The 16,552-nt window shown below is 47.3% G+C and carries 13 protein-coding genes; 7 read left to right on the forward strand and 6 right to left on the reverse strand.

The window, feature by feature from the left end; genetic code table 11:
• Positions 1-5 precede the first annotated feature (5 nt).
• The 3 genes from BUB86_RS10530 to BUB86_RS17245 all read left to right on the forward strand — a co-directional run bounded on the left by BUB86_RS10530 (position 6) and on the right by BUB86_RS17245 (position 3,477).
• The gene (locus BUB86_RS10530) at positions 6-707 is read left to right on the forward strand and encodes an ABC transporter ATP-binding protein (protein ID WP_073209202.1); all 702 of its coding nucleotides are present in this window, start codon (positions 6-8) and stop codon (positions 705-707) included.
• 96 nt (positions 708-803) lie between these two features.
• Positions 804-3,209 carry a ferrous iron transport protein B gene (gene feoB, locus BUB86_RS10535; RefSeq protein ID WP_073209205.1) on the forward strand — a complete coding sequence of 802 codons (2,406 nt, stop codon included), beginning with the start codon at positions 804-806 and terminating at the stop codon, positions 3,207-3,209.
• A 67-nt stretch (positions 3,210-3,276) separates the two neighbouring features.
• Positions 3,277-3,477: a hypothetical protein gene (locus BUB86_RS17245; RefSeq protein WP_139261559.1), complete on the forward strand. Its 201-nt coding sequence runs from the start codon at positions 3,277-3,279 to the stop codon at positions 3,475-3,477.
• Between the two features lie 106 nt (positions 3,478-3,583).
• On the opposite strand, the gene BUB86_RS10540 is transcribed toward BUB86_RS17245, so the two are convergent.
• The 3 genes from BUB86_RS10540 to BUB86_RS10550 are packed head-to-tail and all read right to left on the reverse strand — an operon-like array spanning position 3,584 to position 6,812.
• Positions 3,584-4,486, reverse strand: a complete 903-nt coding sequence (locus tag BUB86_RS10540; RefSeq protein WP_073209208.1) for a restriction endonuclease — start codon at positions 4,484-4,486, stop codon at positions 3,584-3,586.
• 16 nt (positions 4,487-4,502) lie between these two features.
• The gene (locus BUB86_RS10545) at positions 4,503-5,672 is read right to left on the reverse strand and encodes an HNH endonuclease family protein (protein WP_073209211.1); all 1,170 of its coding nucleotides are present in this window, start codon (positions 5,670-5,672) and stop codon (positions 4,503-4,505) included.
• A 3-nt stretch (positions 5,673-5,675) separates the two neighbouring features.
• Positions 5,676-6,812, reverse strand: a complete 1,137-nt coding sequence (locus tag BUB86_RS10550; RefSeq protein ID WP_073209214.1) for an adenine-specific methyltransferase EcoRI family protein — start codon at positions 6,810-6,812, stop codon at positions 5,676-5,678.
• 845 nt (positions 6,813-7,657) lie between these two features.
• Between BUB86_RS10550 and BUB86_RS10555 the strand changes: the two genes are divergently transcribed.
• The 4 genes from BUB86_RS10555 to BUB86_RS10570 all read left to right on the forward strand — a co-directional run bounded on the left by BUB86_RS10555 (position 7,658) and on the right by BUB86_RS10570 (position 11,375).
• Entirely contained in the window at positions 7,658-7,987 is a 330-nt protein-coding gene (locus BUB86_RS10555) for an RteC domain-containing protein (RefSeq protein ID WP_073209271.1), read from the forward strand.
• A gap of 245 nt (positions 7,988-8,232) precedes the next feature.
• Positions 8,233-8,733, forward strand: coding sequence for a D-Ala-D-Ala carboxypeptidase family metallohydrolase (locus BUB86_RS10560; protein WP_081373207.1), 501 nt, complete (start codon positions 8,233-8,235; stop codon positions 8,731-8,733).
• 10 nt (positions 8,734-8,743) lie between these two features.
• Positions 8,744-9,445 carry a hypothetical protein gene (locus BUB86_RS10565; RefSeq protein ID WP_073209274.1) on the forward strand — a complete coding sequence of 234 codons (702 nt, stop codon included), beginning with the start codon at positions 8,744-8,746 and terminating at the stop codon, positions 9,443-9,445.
• Positions 9,426-11,375 (forward strand): bifunctional DNA primase/helicase, encoded by a 1,950-nt coding sequence (locus BUB86_RS10570; protein ID WP_073209275.1) that lies wholly within the window; start codon positions 9,426-9,428, stop codon positions 11,373-11,375. Before BUB86_RS10565 ends, BUB86_RS10570 begins: the two co-directional genes overlap by 20 nt.
• A gap of 276 nt (positions 11,376-11,651) precedes the next feature.
• On the opposite strand, the gene BUB86_RS10575 is transcribed toward BUB86_RS10570, so the two are convergent.
• From BUB86_RS10575 to BUB86_RS10585, 3 genes are all read right to left on the reverse strand, one after another.
• A complete protein-coding gene (locus BUB86_RS10575) occupies positions 11,652-13,739 on the reverse strand; it encodes a hypothetical protein (protein WP_073209276.1) in 2,088 nt (695 codons plus the stop codon).
• A 175-nt stretch (positions 13,740-13,914) separates the two neighbouring features.
• Entirely contained in the window at positions 13,915-14,736 is an 822-nt protein-coding gene (locus BUB86_RS10580) for an inositol monophosphatase family protein (protein ID WP_073209278.1), read from the reverse strand.
• Positions 14,737-14,740: 4 nt separating this feature from the next.
• A complete protein-coding gene (locus tag BUB86_RS10585) occupies positions 14,741-16,552 on the reverse strand; it encodes a hypothetical protein (RefSeq protein ID WP_139261561.1) in 1,812 nt (603 codons plus the stop codon).

Here is a 16,552-nt window from a genome sequence, read left to right on the forward strand (position 1 = left end):
GAATTATGATAACCATAACCAATTTGAAAAAGGCGTTTGGCAAGACCGTTGCCTGCGACATTGAGAACTTCACAGTTAACGATGGCGATATCTTAGGTCTTGTAGGTAATAACGGTGCTGGTAAGACTACGCTCTTCCGCATGCTTCTCGACCTGCTGAAGCCCGATGAGGGCGAGGTAGCGCTCGATGGCATCAATCCCGCTGCCAGCGAGGAGTGGAAAGCTTCTACCGGCTCATATATCGACGAGGGTTTCTTGATCGATTTCCTCACCCCTGAGGAGTATTTTGCCTTCATCGGCAAGATTACCGATATGACTCAGGCTCAGGTCGACGAGCGCCTGAAGGACTTTGAGCGTCTGGCTGCAGGCGAGATCTTCGGTCAGAAGAAGCTGATTCGCAACCTCTCTGCCGGTAACAAGCAGAAGGTGGGCATCATCTCGGCCCTGTTCAATCGTCCCAAGTTGGTGATTCTCGACGAACCGTTCAACTTCCTCGATCCTTCAAGCCAGAACGTACTGAAGCACGTGCTCACCGATTATAATAAGGATACGGGCGCTACCATTCTGGTTTCAAGCCATAACCTCGCACACACGATCGACATCTCTAACCGCATCGCATTGCTGGAGAAGGGACACATCGTACGCGACCTGGCTAACGAGGGCGGAAGCGCTAAAGCTGAACTCGAAAATTACTTCGAAACCGAGTAACCTATCATTATTTTTAGGTATTTTACAAAAACTTGCGGCCTTTGCAAACGGGTTGCAAGTTTTTTTATGTATCTTTGCACTCGAAATCAATGAGTTATGAAACTATCAGAGTTAAAAACAGGCGAAAAAGGCGTCATAGTAAAGGTATTAGGACACGGAGGTTTCCGTAAGCGCATCATCGAGATGGGCTTTATTCGTGGTCAGGAGGTAGAGGTTTTGCTCAATGCCCCACTCCACGATCCTGTGAAATATAAACTGATGGGCTATGAAGTGTCGCTTCGCCATCATGAAGCCGATAATATCGAGGTTGTGTCAGCCGACACACCACTCGAAGATACTACTTTTAATCTGGCTAGCGAAGCCAATCGCCACGAGGACGATTACATCCGCCATGCTGCCATGAAGGAGCGCCGCACCATCAACGTAGCGCTGGTGGGCAACCCTAACTGCGGCAAGACGTCGCTGTTCAATTTTGCTTCGGGTGCTCACGGCCATGTGGGCAACTACTCAGGCGTTACCGTCGATGCCACCGAAGCCACAGCCTCCATGTTCGGCTACGAGTTTAAGCTCACCGACCTGCCAGGCACCTATTCGCTGTCGTGCTATTCGCCCGAGGAGCTTTACGTGCGCGAACATCTTACAGAGAAGATGCCCGATGTGGTCATCAACGTCATCGACTCGTCGAACCTTGAGCGCAACCTTTATCTCACCACCCAGCTGGTCGACATGAACATCCGTATGGTATGTGCGCTGAACATGCACGACGAGTTTGAGCGTCGTGGCGACTCTGTAAACCTCGATACTCTCAGCACCCTGTTTGGTATGCCTATGATACCCACATCGTTCAAGAGCGGTATGGGCGTCAAGGAGCTGTTCCGTGCAGTTATTCAGGTTTACGAGGGCACCAGCAAGTTCTCGCGCCACCTGCACATCAACTACGGTCACGAGATCGAGGACGGCATCTCGCACATTCAGAAGTACCTCAAGGCCGATGAACATATCACCCAGCACTACTCTACCCGATACCTGTCGCTGAAGCTCCTGGAGCACGACAGTCAGGTGCTCGACTATCTGGGTAAGCACATGGCTGGCGAGCAGCGTATGGACGACTTCCACAAGCTGGCCAACGAGCGCGATAAGGCCTCAGCCCGTGTCAAGGAGGAGACAGGCAGCGACTCTGAGACCGCCATCATGGATGCCAAATACGGTTTTATCAATGGTGCGCTCAAGGAGGCTGAATATCGCACTGGCAGCAAGAAGGATACCTATAAGGTAACCCACCTGATCGATCATATCCTGTCGCACAAGTACCTGGGATTCCCCATCTTCTTCCTCATCCTGTATGTCATGTTCGAGACCACGTTTACGCTCGGACAGTATCCTATGGACTGGATTGAGGAAGGCATAGCCTGGCTGGGCGACAAGATCAGCGAGGGCATGAACGATGGTCCGCTCAAGGCCATGCTGGTCGATGGTGTCATCGGCGGTGTAGGCAGCGTCATCGTGTTCCTGCCTCAGATACTGATACTCTATTTCTTCATCTCGCTGATGGAGGATTCAGGCTATATGGCCCGTGCCGCTTTCATTATGGACAAGCTGATGCACAAGATGGGTCTGCACGGCAAGTCGTTCATTCCGCTCATCATGGGCTTCGGCTGCAATGTGCCAGCCATCATGGCCACTCGTACCATCGAGAGCCGCCGTTCGCGCATCATCACCATGATGATTCTGCCGTTCATGTCGTGCTCAGCCCGCCTGCCCATCTATATCATGATAGCCGGTACCTTCTTCTCGCTGCAGTACCGTTCGTGGGTATTGCTGTCACTCTATGCCATCGGCATCCTGGTGTCGGTAGTTGTCAGCAAGGTGTTCTCATCGTTCGTTATCAAGGGCGAGGACACGCCGTTTGTCATGGAGCTGCCACCTTACCGCTGGCCCACCCCTAAGGCCATCTGGCGCCACACGTGGGAGAAAGGTAAGGAGTATCTCAAGAAGATGGGAGGCATCATCCTGGTAGCCAGCATCATTGTTTGGGCCCTGGGCTACTTCCCGCATAACGACGAGCTGCCACGCGAGCAGCAACAGGAGCAGAGCTACATCGGCCGTATGGGTAAGACCATCGAGCCAGTGTTTGCCCCACAGGGCTTCAACTGGAAGCTCGACGTATCGCTTATCTGCGGTGTAGGTGCTAAGGAGATTGTGGCCTCGTCTATCGGCGTGCTGTATAGCGGCGACGATTCGTTTGGCGATGACGAGGAGTTCAGCGATGATAACGAGAAGTACACCCGCCTGCGCCAGATGATGATGCAGGAAGGCATCACCCCGTTGTCGGCCTATGCCTATCTCATCTTCATTCTGCTCTACTTCCCCTGTATCGCCACTATAGCCGCCATCAAAAACGAGACGGGCTCTTGGCACTGGGCCCTCTTCGCCGCCTTCTACACCACCGCAGTAGCCTGGGTGGCCAGCATGGCCGTATTCCAGATAGGCAGTTTAATTTAGATCACTAATAATATATGTAAAAATAGAAAACGACCACCACTCTATTGAGTGATGGTCGATATAAATTATGAAACCAAGCGGCAAGGTCGAATTGCTCATCATCACACAGATGCCACCGTTCCGCACATCGTGGCTCTACTTGGTTCCACCTTTCACGTTGCCGCTCGGCTTTGCCGCTTCGCTTGTCGAAGAAAGATACGAACACTTTCTGAATCTTCCAAATCTTTTGGCAAAAAAGTATCAAAATTGTTTCATTCCATTGGTTTGATCATCGATTCTTTTATTTCGTGAGTTGTTGATAGCGTTTGAACAGCTCGGCTACGCATCTGATCGGAGGGTCGGTTCTACTGATCATTCAGTCCTGCATCTTCTTTCTATTCATTATTCCCTAAGAATGCGATTCGCTTCAGCGGGAGCATGTTTTTATCCTCATCGCTCATCTTGTCGTAGTACTCTTGCCACATTTGGATAAACTCATCACCATCTATCAGGCGGATAAACTTGTCGCCACTTGTTGCAGCATGTTTAGCGTCAGTAGAATAAGTGCCAGAGGTTACAAATAGAGCGATGTCGCCAGCTTTAAGAATACCTAATAGAGCACGAACATCAGCTGCACCTGTTGCAGTATCAGGCTTATGTTTTACTTGCACCTTTATTCGTGGAGTCTTAGCACCCAATGGGTCCGTATATGCCACGATGTCTATACCACCATCTTTGCCACGAGGTGCTACCGCCTGAATATAGTAGCCCATTGCCTTTAGTAGCGATGCCACAAGATCCTGAAATTCATATGGATTCTTACTCTTCAAGTATTCACGTATTCCATTTGCAGCTCGTTCCTCCAGCGTTTCAAGCTCAATCATTGTTTCCTTGGCTGGATCGTTCTCTTCTTCAGGTTGAACTATCGGTTTTTCGCCTGGTGCCTGTTCCTTACCACGATACCAAACCTTATATCGTTCCCCTGCTTCGTCACGCAACTTTTCAGCTCCCATCTTCAGTGCATCCTCTCCTTCAGGAGTGATGGTCCAATTTCCTTTTTTCTTAATTAGGAATCCTGCACGCACGTAGTCAACAGATGTAAAGTGCATAATGCTTTGCCAACGTATATTGCCGGTACTCTCTAAAATACTTTTTTCCCATGCAGATAATTCAATATTCTTTTCAACTTCCTGCATCAGTATACGGATAGGCATAGAGCCTCCATTCTTCTTCAGAATAGTCATTGCAGCGTACATCGTCTTGGCCGACGTTACATATGATTTCGATTTTGCTTTCATATTTTATTGGTTTTAGTTATCTATTACCTTTAGCTCGATTGTGAGTTTTGCAGAGCATCTGACAGTTTGCTATGTCGGTATTTCCGCCTTTACTCCATGCTGTTACATGGTCGGCATCCATCTCTTCCAGTTTCCAGATGCGCTGGCGATTAGCATCATGACCGATGGCGCAGTATGGACAGTTTGAAACTTTCTCTGCTTTGGCTTTGTCGGTCTGCTGCTGATAAACCTTGCGCATAGTGGGTTTGTCGAATAGACGAACATTCAGCAACTTCGTATCCTGACATCCACCAAGAACATACTCAAATATGCCACGACGATTAGTTACAAAGTCATCGTGCATCAGCTGATATACCTTAGCCGACAGCTCTGAATGATTCAAAGGCAAGTTATGATAGCGCTCGTATAGTTCGCCCCAGTTCAAGCCCTGCATCTCGTCGTATACATCATCAAACTTAGAGTCAACCCAATCAATCACGGTGTTGAAGTAGGTCTTAATCTCGTTGATATTTTCATCACGTCGATGTGCACTCATATAGCCATCTACATTACCCTTACTCACCCACTCCAGGGCTGTAGCCAGGAACTGCTGACGGTTTGCTGGACCTTTTACATACGATTCCCAGCGCTGTATGTTAGCATTCTGCGAGTTAGAGAACTCTGCCTTACATGCTGTAACGAATGGGCCTGAGAACACCGCATTAAGCTCTTCTTGATGGTTCAACGGGATGCCCGCGATGTTGATAGTCTTAAACCATTCCTTAATTTCCTCTTCAGCATGATCTCCCTCACCCTCGCAGATATAGACCAGCAGTTTAGTCTGCAGAATCTTCTGCTGCATACCATCATTCAGTCCGTCGAATATCTGTTCGAGATCGTTTATCTTCACAGCAAACTTATTCTTCAGGAAGCGGCCTAACGATGTGATGCGCTGCTGACCATCGAGAACCTCCAACCTGCCTCCTTCTACCTTATTAAAATATATAAGGCCCAATGGATAGCCTTTCAGTACCGAGTCGATAACCGCAACGTCGCGCTTTCCATCAGCGTAGATATAGTTACGCTGATACTCTGGCTGAATTGTCAGCTGACCAGCCAAGCCGTACAGGCCTTTGCCCTCCAGTTCGTTATACTCAAAGCCGTCACAGATTTCTTCAACGGTATAAATTTTAAACTCAGTTTTCATAGACTATTGCTTTTTGCGGATTAGTAATCTTGCGAACGTTGACTTTAGTTTTCCATCAACCATAATTGCTCCCCTTCGGTTTAAATCGCCATATAACGGGGTTTCATCAGAAGTAAACTCTTTGGTCTTTATGCCATAAGCATTACCTCTATCGGTTATACCTAATATCTCGAATTGTTCAGGACAATACTTATCCAAGAAAGAAGTTGGCACCCCCATTATTCCTTCATAATCAGAAGGAATTGCATCAGTATATGGAACTTCTATTGCATTATAATTTTCGTAATGAATATACTCCTTACGACCACGTAATTCCTTATGTTTACTATGCTTGAAGTTATCGGCCATAGTCATTAATTGAAGTGGCTTATGACGTCTGCCGTGCTCGATATTTGTATACCAACATGAATTACCAAGCCTTGTGTAGTTTCCAACATAACCAAGACGCTCAGCTTTCTTCTTATCACTCTCTTTGACAACAGTTCCTTCAGGTACTCCAAAAACCATATCGGTTACGAACCCTGTAGCGCCTAGCCAAACCCTATTCCCCTGAATTAACGGAAAAACTTCTTTATAGGTTATAGCATTCATATTGCCGATAATCACGAACAGTTTCTCAGATTTTATCAGCCACGTGATAAACTCTCTGAACAACGAGAACGGCGGATTAGTAACGATAATATCAGCTTCGTCTCGTAGTTTGGTTACTTCTTTACTGCGGAAGTCACCATCACCCTCTAAGTATTGCCATTCCAGGTCGTTTATGTCTATGCGGTTATCACCTGTAATGTCACGCTCCAACACAAATATCTTTCCGTTTGTCTTGGCCTTATCTGGATTGAAGTAAGGCTGTTGCGTTTCGAACAATGTTGGCTGATAAGGCATCTTATATTTCTTGCTCTCGGGAGCATAACTGGTAGATATCAACTTCTTCAGTCCAAACAACTGAAAGTTCTGGGCGAAGAACTTTGTAAAGTTACTCCACTCAGGATCATCACAAGGCAAGAGCACAGTCTTGTCACGAAACACATCCGGGTTGTAATCCAGATAAGCGTTTATCTCTTTCTGTATGTCAGCATACTGCGTGTAGAACTCGTCGTTCTTCGCAGTTTTTGCATTAGCAAGATTTGTATTTGCCATACGTTATGCATTAAGGCGTATGCTTATCTTCGGAGGTGTAGGCATAGCTAAGAGCACAAATAAAGCATGAACGATCTCTCATCCATACCCTACAGGCTCTACCACAAGCCTACAAAATCCAGATAAGTCACGTCCATGCTAAACGCACAGACGCTTGCAACTTACTCTTCGGATTTTGTTTTCTTTTCGAATGTGGTAGATTCGTAAGGCATTCCGAATAACAGCAAACGCTTGTTATATTTACCCTCAAAAATCACACCGGCGCCCACCCTTGGGCTTCCATGCTCAGGTTAGGAGCGGTGGATGTACCTTAGTACCATCAGCCAGTGATCGATTGCAAAGGTACGAATAAGTGAGCACAATACCAAACAAAAAACGTTTTTTTTGTTTTTATTGTCGAACGAGAGTACCTTCGACGTAGTCAGAGGTACGGCGTTTTATCGAATTCTGCAAATTTTCGGGCGGAAAAGTTTATATTAATGCAGTTTTACTAGCAGAAATGTAGAAAATATTAGTAATCATGTGAAAAATCCAAAGGATTTTTTTAATATGACGATTTTTTTAAGTAAATTTGCAACTCAAAATTATAACAAAAGTAAACTTTGTGAAAACTAAAGCTGAAACAATGAACTATCAAGGCCCAGGTTCACGTTGTTGGGCTGCATTCTTAAAGGCGGGCGCGTTACTCGAAAAACCGCCCAACTAAATCGTATATAGGCTCTGCATCTCTAGGCAGGGCCTATTTTCTTATTTTTCCAGATTTCATCTAAAGAGACTGCATTTTGTGGACTCCAGACAGTTATGTGTTTAAATAAAACAGTAAATATAATTTTAAAGATAATAATATGATAAGAATTAAAAATTTAATACAAGTAATTATTAATTTTGTAATTAAGAAAGTAAAGACAGTTAACAACAAGAAGAAGGTGATTTGGACTGGTTCTCAGATAGACCTGATGGAGATTGTGTATATGATATACATGACCGAGAAAGTTTTCAACGAAAAGGGTCGCCATGCAACCATCAATGAGCTTGCAGAAGCTATATTTACGTTGATGAACAAGAAGGTTCCGGCAACTCCAACTAAGGTTGTAGACAATCTTAAGAAGCGTCATGATCCAAAAGAATTAAGCATTCTGTACAAGGTGCTTAAGAAATTGTATCATTTGTTTTAAGATTTGTATTTTGCTATGGGAGTCAAGAAATTTACTCCCATTAGCTCCCTTGACAAGGGCTTCAAAATGTTATATCTTTGCAGCGTGTTTCATAACACATTAGCAATAACATTTTAAACTCTTGTAACTATGCAACAGAAAACTATTTATTCTAAATTATTACCATTGGGCGTCACTGAAAAAGTGGCGCCCTTCTAAAGTTTTAAAATCCGTAGGTATTAAAATCTAAAAAACAACAATAATCAATGAAACAACTATTTGATCCCGGCATGCAACTGTCGGAACACTTTAAACTGAGCGAGATGCTCGCTTCGGCTACCGCCAAGAAGCATCATATCCCTAACACGCCGCTGAAGTGCCACATCACGGCGCTGCAGAATCTGGTTGTCCGTTCGCTCGAGCCCATACGCCAAGCACTGGGGCTGCCCATCAAGGTTAACAGCGGCTACCGCTGTCAGCTGGTAAACAGTATGGTGGGCGGTGTCAATACCTCGCAGCACCTGAAGGGTGAGGCGGCCGACATCACCATACCAGAGTCGAAACGCCCCTTTGCCCACGCCAGCGATAAGCAGGCTGTGCTGCTGCTCTACAGCTATGCCAAGCAGTATGCCGACTACGACCAGCTTATCATCGAGCACAGCGGCACCAGTTGGTGGCTGCACATCTCGTGTAAGGTTGACTACCGCCGCAACCGCCATCAGAAACTGAAGATTGAAAACGGCAAAACTATGATAATTAATAATTGAGAATTAAGCGATGATAGCGAGTATAAAGTTAGAGCTCTGGTTTCTCGACTCCGCTGAGCTGTGCCGTCTTGAAAAAGATGAGCCGCTCAGGGGATTGGGAGCCCTTGTGCGTGTGTTTGCCTATTTGCGTCGCCAGCATAACGCTATAGGCAACAAGGATTCTTTGAGCAAGGTTGTAAGCGAGTGTAAATGCGACGAAGAATGGCTGTGGCGGATTATAACCGACTACGGACTCTTCGTCATGTCGGAAGACGGATCGTTCTATAGCCCATATCAGCGACAAACACTTGGAATGACAGCCCACCCTGATGACAAGTCCTTGCGTACGCATAGGCGTAGGCGCGCGCCCTATAGTGAAGATAGTAAAGATAGTAAAAATAGAGAGAATAAAGATACAGCGTCGGCTTGCGTGTGTCTTAAAGACACGCAGCCTCATATCGGTCCCTCGGCTTACGAATCGGTCGACCGCGACGGCAAGCGGCATGGCGGGCACAATGAGTTGGTGCCATGGTGGGCACCGCCGCAGACCGATGTGTACGCCATGTGGAGCGTGATAGAAGAACGATGGGTGCCATTAAGCCACTACAGCACCAAGGCCGAATGCCTTCAGCGCAGCAACATGCAGCCCGAGGACTTCATGATGAAGACGGCCTGGGAGAAACTCGAAGAATCAGAACATAACAGAATACAAGATGATGCAAGGAGACTTTAAGCCACAGAAGGAGTGGCAACAAACCAGTACGGGCTACTACATCGTTCCCATCAAAAAGCTCGACGTGAAAGGAGCCCAAAAAGACGACAAAGGCGTACCCAATCTGAAAGCGCTGGGCAAGACCATCGTGCGCTGCACCTGTCCCGACTGCTCCGACAGTCGCAAGCACAAGGATGAGACGTGCGTGCGACTCGACATGAGCACGGGACTGGGAAAGTGTTACAACTGCGGATTCCAGTTCATCGTCAGCACCAAGGTGGCCGACTACAACAAGAAACGCGGGTTTCAGAAAAAGAAGTTTAAGCAACCCAATATATCAAAGCTGATGCCGCTAAGTGGTGTATCTATCGACGAATTGCTGAAACGTAAGATTCAACCTCAGACGGCCCGAAAGGCTGGTGTATACTCGGCCAAACGCGTGTTCAAAGGCTGCACCCTAGAACGCGAGTGCCTGGCATTCACCTATCGCGAGGGCTCGAAGGTAGTTAACATCCAGTATAAGACAACCTCCAAAGAGTTTTCTATTGAGCCTGACTGCGAGTTGATTCCTTGGAACATCGATGCCGCCATCGGACAAGAAACACTGTTCGTCACCGAAGGCATGATGGACGCACTGGCTCTGATGGAGTGCGGGATAGATAACGTGATCTCGGTGGCGAACGGAGCCAAAACCGATATGCATACCTTCGACCGCTTTCGCTACAGCCATCTCAACCAGATACGCACGTTCTATCTGGCGGGCGATATGGACGAGCCGGGCGAAGAGCTGCGGGACAAGTTGGCTGCATACTTCGGCGAGGCTAGGTGCAGGATTGTTGAGTGGCGCCTCGAACTCCCCTCCTCCGGGGAGGAGGGGCCAGGGGTAGAGGGATTCAGCACAGTCCTAACCACTAAGGATGCCAACGAGATGCTTATAGAGCACGGCGTAGATGCAGTGCTGCAGTGCATCAACCACGCCCAGCCCTGCCCTATCATCGGCGTTGAAACCGTTAACGACTATCGCCAGCGCACCAAGCAGATATGGGAGCATGGCGTAACGCCAGGCAAAACCGTTGGCTGGGGCGAGTTTGACAGTCACGTGCAGTTTGAGCCTGGTCGCACGGTGATCATCGTGGGCGAGCCAAACACTGGTAAGAGTACCTTTGCCGACGACCTGATACTGAACTTGGCTCTGCAGCATGGCTGGAAGGCGGCCCTCTACTCGCCCGAGATGTTTCCACCCGAGCGCCACATTGAACGATTGGCCACTACCATCGCAGGCCGTAAGTTTCGCAAGGAACAGGTAATTACCGAGCGTGGAGTAGACTATCGCAAGTTGCAGATACCAGAGCGCATGGCCGACCGCATACTCGACTGGATGTGCGACAACATCTTCTTTATCAACGAGACATCGGGGCGCACCATCCACAAGCTGTTGCATCGCGCCGAACAGCTGCAGATGCGCTACGGCATCACCCAACTGCTGCTCGACCCGTTTAACTACATCCAGCTGCCTGAAGGGGCCAAGAGCGACACCATGAAGATAGGCGACATACTGGCCGAAATAGAGCTTTGCGCGCATCGCACAGGACTGCTGATATTCGTGATAGTGCACCCTGCCAAGCTACAGAGGGGTGAGAAAATAGAATCGCTATACAACGCCAGTGGCTCGGCAGAGTTCCGCAACCGCGCCGATTACGGTCTGGTGCTGCTTAACGATGATGAGCACAGTCCGTCGAACACGCTGCACATGCTGAAGATCATCGTGGATAAGGTGCGCGATGATGCCATGGGGCATAAGGGCGTGTGCTACCTGTCGTTCGACCCCAGCAACTACCGCCATGGCATCGTTCAGCCCGAGTATTATAACGGCAGCGTCGTTAAGCTCAACATGCTGGAAATAAGCTCAAGCTGCTGGCTCGACCAGATTGAACAATTGGATATTTTTTAATGTAAATGGAAGAAACAATGCAATGCATGAAGTGCGGCGCATGGCTGCCGCGATCGAAATTAGAACTCATGAAGACGGGCACAAGGCGCCGCGTGTGCAACCACTGCAAGTGGCTGTACTACGTCAAGCCCAGCCGCGAGCGCGCCTGGCTACGTGAGTTGGAACAACGGCATCCAAGCCGCCCCACAAAAGCATAGCTTTCGCCCCCCGAAAGCATAGCTTTTGAACTGTAAAAGCATAGCTTTCATCCTGCGAAAGCTATGCTTTTATTTTTGATCACTCGGCGGTGACGGTGAAGCCTTCGCGGGTGGTGACGTTGCGATCGTCACAGCGCCAGTGGATGGTGAACTTCTTGATGCCCCACGACTTGGCATAACTCTGCAAGATGTCAACGTTATTGCTCATGATGTCCTTCGACTTCTTGACAATAAAACCAATGGTGTTAAGACTGGTGGCAGTCTTGTCGGCAATCTTGAAGTTGCTGGCATAGAGGTCGGGGAATGCATTGCGGATGTTCGACTCAAGCTCGCCCTGAGCACCTACAACTGGCGATGCTGCCCACTCATCGATGGTTACATACATGCGCCACGACTGCATAGCTCGGTTAGGCTCTATAAGATCGTGTGAGTAGGTGGTTCCGCCAGTGTTGTCGTAAACGTATTTGTTAGGGGCATTCTTATAGCCATTCTGAACCTTATGTACAAACAATAAAGCTGCAGTTTGTGGAGACGACGTAATGTTAACGGCGTACTGTCCTGATGGATAATCAACCGACCAGCATATCTCCTGAGTCACGTCGGCATCGTTCACCAAGATTGCGGCAGGATTCTGGTGGCAGTAGTAGATGGTGCTGCCCACATTCTCGTAATACTTAGGCAGAGCGCCGGTATAAGTCCACGTAACTTTAGTACCCGATGTATTCTTCTTCACACCCAGCTCCTTGTTGGATTGCTGCATGCCAATAGAGAACGAATTACCAGTAGTGGTACCCACCGAATAGCTACCACCAACGCTTATACTGCCCATAGGTCCGCTCATATTGGCTCCGCCACTGGCACCCCATGAGATGCCGACAGTTTCACTCTGAGAGTACGACGAGCCCGTAGTGACGGTGGTGTTCGACGCGTTATTGTCGGTATTAGGTGCCGATGCTTCCAGGTGTATGCTGCCGTCGCCCGAAAGATTCATCGAGGTTTCGTACTTCGAGAGGAATGCACCAAACCAGTTGTTGTATTCGCCGAAGTTGGTGGCCTCGTACCATGTGTTTGACTTGCTAACTGGGTAGAAAATCTTCCAACCATCCTGTTCACCCATGCAGAGGGTGACGTTCTGCTTAAGATAGTAGTAATCCTTATTGGTTTCCATGTTGTGTACTCCCCACGAACTTACCTTCATTTTTACGCGGTTGTAGCGTATCCTAGAGCGGTTGTCCCAGGCAAGAAAGTTAATATTGCCGGTAAAGGTGAATGTCTCGCTGGCATCCATCAGCTCGTTGATGTTTGTAGTGCCTGTGCCGCGAGTCATGGCGCGGGCAGCGGCAGCCTCCTGAGTCTTCTCGGTGTCGTTGAGCCACTCTGCAGCTGCATCGGCCATCATACCGCTAATGGCGGGTGTACGCTCGGATTTACCGGTCACAGCCTGTTCCTCGGTAGTGTTGCCTTCTTCATCGCTCTCGCTTACATAAGATGTGAACTCCTCCTCAAACGGGGCCTGCATAAAGTAGTCGTTCGGACCAAGGATAATCATCTCAGCAAAGGGGGCGTCATCATCATCGCTTTCGCCCCTGGTTCTGGCTACATTCTTCATGGTGGCCATACGTGTCTTCAAACGTTCAACTTGTTGCGAACTGCGTGCGGAAGCAGCGGCCTCGTCGCTTGACACATCGAACATTTGCTCAAAGAATTCCTCTTCAAGTGTAAGCAGTGCATATAAATAAGTAAGTGCAAATGCGCCGACCTGTTCGGTATTTGGAGTTGTTAAGCAAACGTAGCCGCCTTTCATGGCGAGTCGGGCTGCATCTTTCATAACCTCAAGGCCATTCTGTTCTTCAAAATTGTCGAACAAGCTGCCTGGAATAACCATCATTCGCGTGTCGGCATCAACGCTGGCAGTGGTCTTGGGCAGGCGCTTTACGAGTGCTGCCGCAGTGGTTCCCTCTTCGATTGTGCCAAGAACGGCAGTGGGCAGATTTGCTGTCACCGTAACGCTCATCTGGTCGGTAGTGGGCTCAGTGTGAGTGATGGTTTCAGTAATGCTTGATGAGTCTGGATAAACAGAATTATCGCTCTCTACACACGATGAAACACTCACGCCTGCAGCTATAGTCAGGGCGAGTGAAAGATAATTTAAAATACTTTTTTTCATGTTCAATAGTGTCAAAAGAGTTAATATATCTGCTGCAAATATACGAACAAATTTTGAATTATCAAAATATTTTTGCGGGAATCTGCCATTCATTTTCTTTCTGCCTCAGGTGTTCAAATCTAAGGAGCACCAACCAAAATGCAGAGTTCCCTGCTGGCATCGCGCCAACAGGGAACTATTTTATTGCTTTAAGTATGTCTTGGTGAACTATGGCGTTGGTGGCTACAACACTGTCGCCCTCCATAAAATAGTCATCGCCATCGTAGTTGGTAACGCGGCCGCCTGCCTCCTTGACAATCAGCGCTCCAGCCATATAGTCCCACTGCCCGATATATCGCTCGGCATAGGCATCCAGTCGGCCGGCAGCAACATAGCATAGCGCTATGGCGGCAGAGCCCAACATACGTATGCTGCCCACGTTGCCGTAGAAATAATCAATCAAACGCTTTATGACGGGCTTATAGGCATCGCTGTTGTAAGGCAGTTGCAGGCACAACAGGGCATCGCCGATAGGACTATTGCCCACGTGAATAGGCTTGGCGTTTACAAACGCTCCTCCGCCCTGCCAGGCATAGAAGCACTCGTTGCTTACAATCTCGTAGACAACACCCACAACAATCTCGCGACCTCGGCAGAGTGCGATGCTTACGGCGTAAGGTGCAAAGCCATGAATAAAATTGGTGGTGCCGTCAAGCGGATCTACTACCCAGGTATATGTCGGCAACTGATTGGCGACAGCATCAGTATTAGCCACGGCATCGTCCTTAGTAGTACCCTCTTCGGTGATGAACCCTGCCTGGGGCAACAACTCCCGTAGTGCCTTGACAATCATCTGTTCCGAGCCCTTGTCGACATACGACACATAGTCGTGGGCATGTTTGCGCTCAACCCTGTCTACCGAGAAGTTAGCGCGCTCGTTCTTAATATATTCACCAGCCTGGCGTGCCACCTGGCAAACGTCTAATGTCAATCTTTCAAAGTCAATATCTGATATCATGAAACTATTCTCTGTAGAAATTACCTGCGTTGTACAATTTATCCATCGCCACCTCATTGGGTTGCCAAGTGCGGATTTTAATCTGGGGCGAATCGTGATCTGTCATATCTACAAGTAGAAACAAATAACCTTTGTCGCCATAAGTTGTTGAATTGTATTCCTGCCCTATCTGGATAGCAAATAATTCTTCCTTATCGTATTTCTCTAACCACTGTACTTCATTATTAGAGAAACGAATATTGATAAACTCATTACGTTTGAAACAACGCTCCAGGTTTCTAAGATACTCGTCTTTGGAGTATCTGTTATAACGGATTACATTTTGCCCCTCAAGTGACACAGGACGTTCCTGATTAGATGCTTGTTTAGATCGCGGCCTTGCCACATTGCCAATGATTATAATTGCATCATCTGCAAAAATACTCCTGATATAATCAAGTCGCTTAAGGCAATATGCAGTTTTGTAGCTCTCCATAAACTCCATAATCAGTTCTCGCGTCTCGTCTTTCCAACCTGGGGCATATTTGCATAGAATATCGTTTTCGGCTATATCCCCTAACCCGAAAGCAACATTTTTTATTTTCTTATCCTTATCAAAGGTAAAAACGACATCCTCAACGAAAGTCTTTTTTGTACCCGACTTAAACGAGAATGACATCTGCAATCCTCGAGCCACAACATTGCCATTAGCACCTTTAAAATACTTTATATTGGGGGTACCCACAATACGTCCTGTACCATAAGTAATGAGTTTATTATACATCTCTAACCCATCAAGGGTAAAGTATTTATATGCGCCCGAATAGTTCTTTGTTCTAATTGTTTCGGCTACCTTTGCAATTATATCTACATAGTCGTCTTTCTTTTGAACAACCTGCTGCTCAGATGGCATTAGATTTACACCCGTCATTACCGGCGTTGCTTGTGTTGTTTCTGCCTTGGCATCTTCTTTTACCAGAATTTCTGCATTCTTGAAGATTTTTTTTGAGATAACTCCTAAAACACTCTGCATCTCAGCATCGCCACGAGCCTGGCCTTTATATTCGTATTCAATATTAATATGATAAGTGTCTGTCTTGTAACCTGGTATCATTTCTATCATGCCGCGTCCATCTTTGGCCGACCCTAAGCAATCAGTCCTGCCATCAGAATATGTAAATTCAAGACTTGAAACGGGACTATCGTTATAATAGAATAATAGGTCAACACAATCGCCATCACGCTTGTCAAACTTCACACTTATATCACTCAAAATACTTTCAATCTTTAATGGAATCCAATTAACAAGCACATTTCCTTCAGCATCTCTAACCATCGTTGGACGTTGTACTGAGCGAACAAGCGAGTAAGCCCAGTAATAATACTGCAGGGCCATGTCGATTTTACTCTTCCTCAAAGCTTCATCGGCAATCTTAACCATATCGCGAGCCTTCGTTTCACGATCTTCATAAATCTTTGCCATCTCCGAACGTTTGATATAACGACGCACCTGTATGTTTGGCTCCTTGCCAACAACCCATTTTTCCACGTTCATCAATGTAGAGTTAGAATATGTATTGATGCAATTATGCACTCTTGACTTGTGTTCCAATTGACCATTAGTATTCTGCTCATCCATCAGGTACTGGAATTCTGTTGATACGTTAGTCGCTATCATGCTTACCAAATCGGCTATAGCGCGTTCAGAGGCTTCTTCCTCATTAGATCCATACCCTACTCCATAATAGTATTCGCCCGACTCGCGTATATAGTCCCAATTCTGAGCCATCACAATAACTGGAAATATCAGCAGAATTGCAAATAATAGTTTTCTCAT

The sequence above is a fragment of the Xylanibacter ruminicola genome, assembly GCF_900142525.1.
In the GTDB taxonomy this organism is placed as follows: domain Bacteria; phylum Bacteroidota; class Bacteroidia; order Bacteroidales; family Bacteroidaceae; genus Prevotella; species Prevotella ruminicola_A.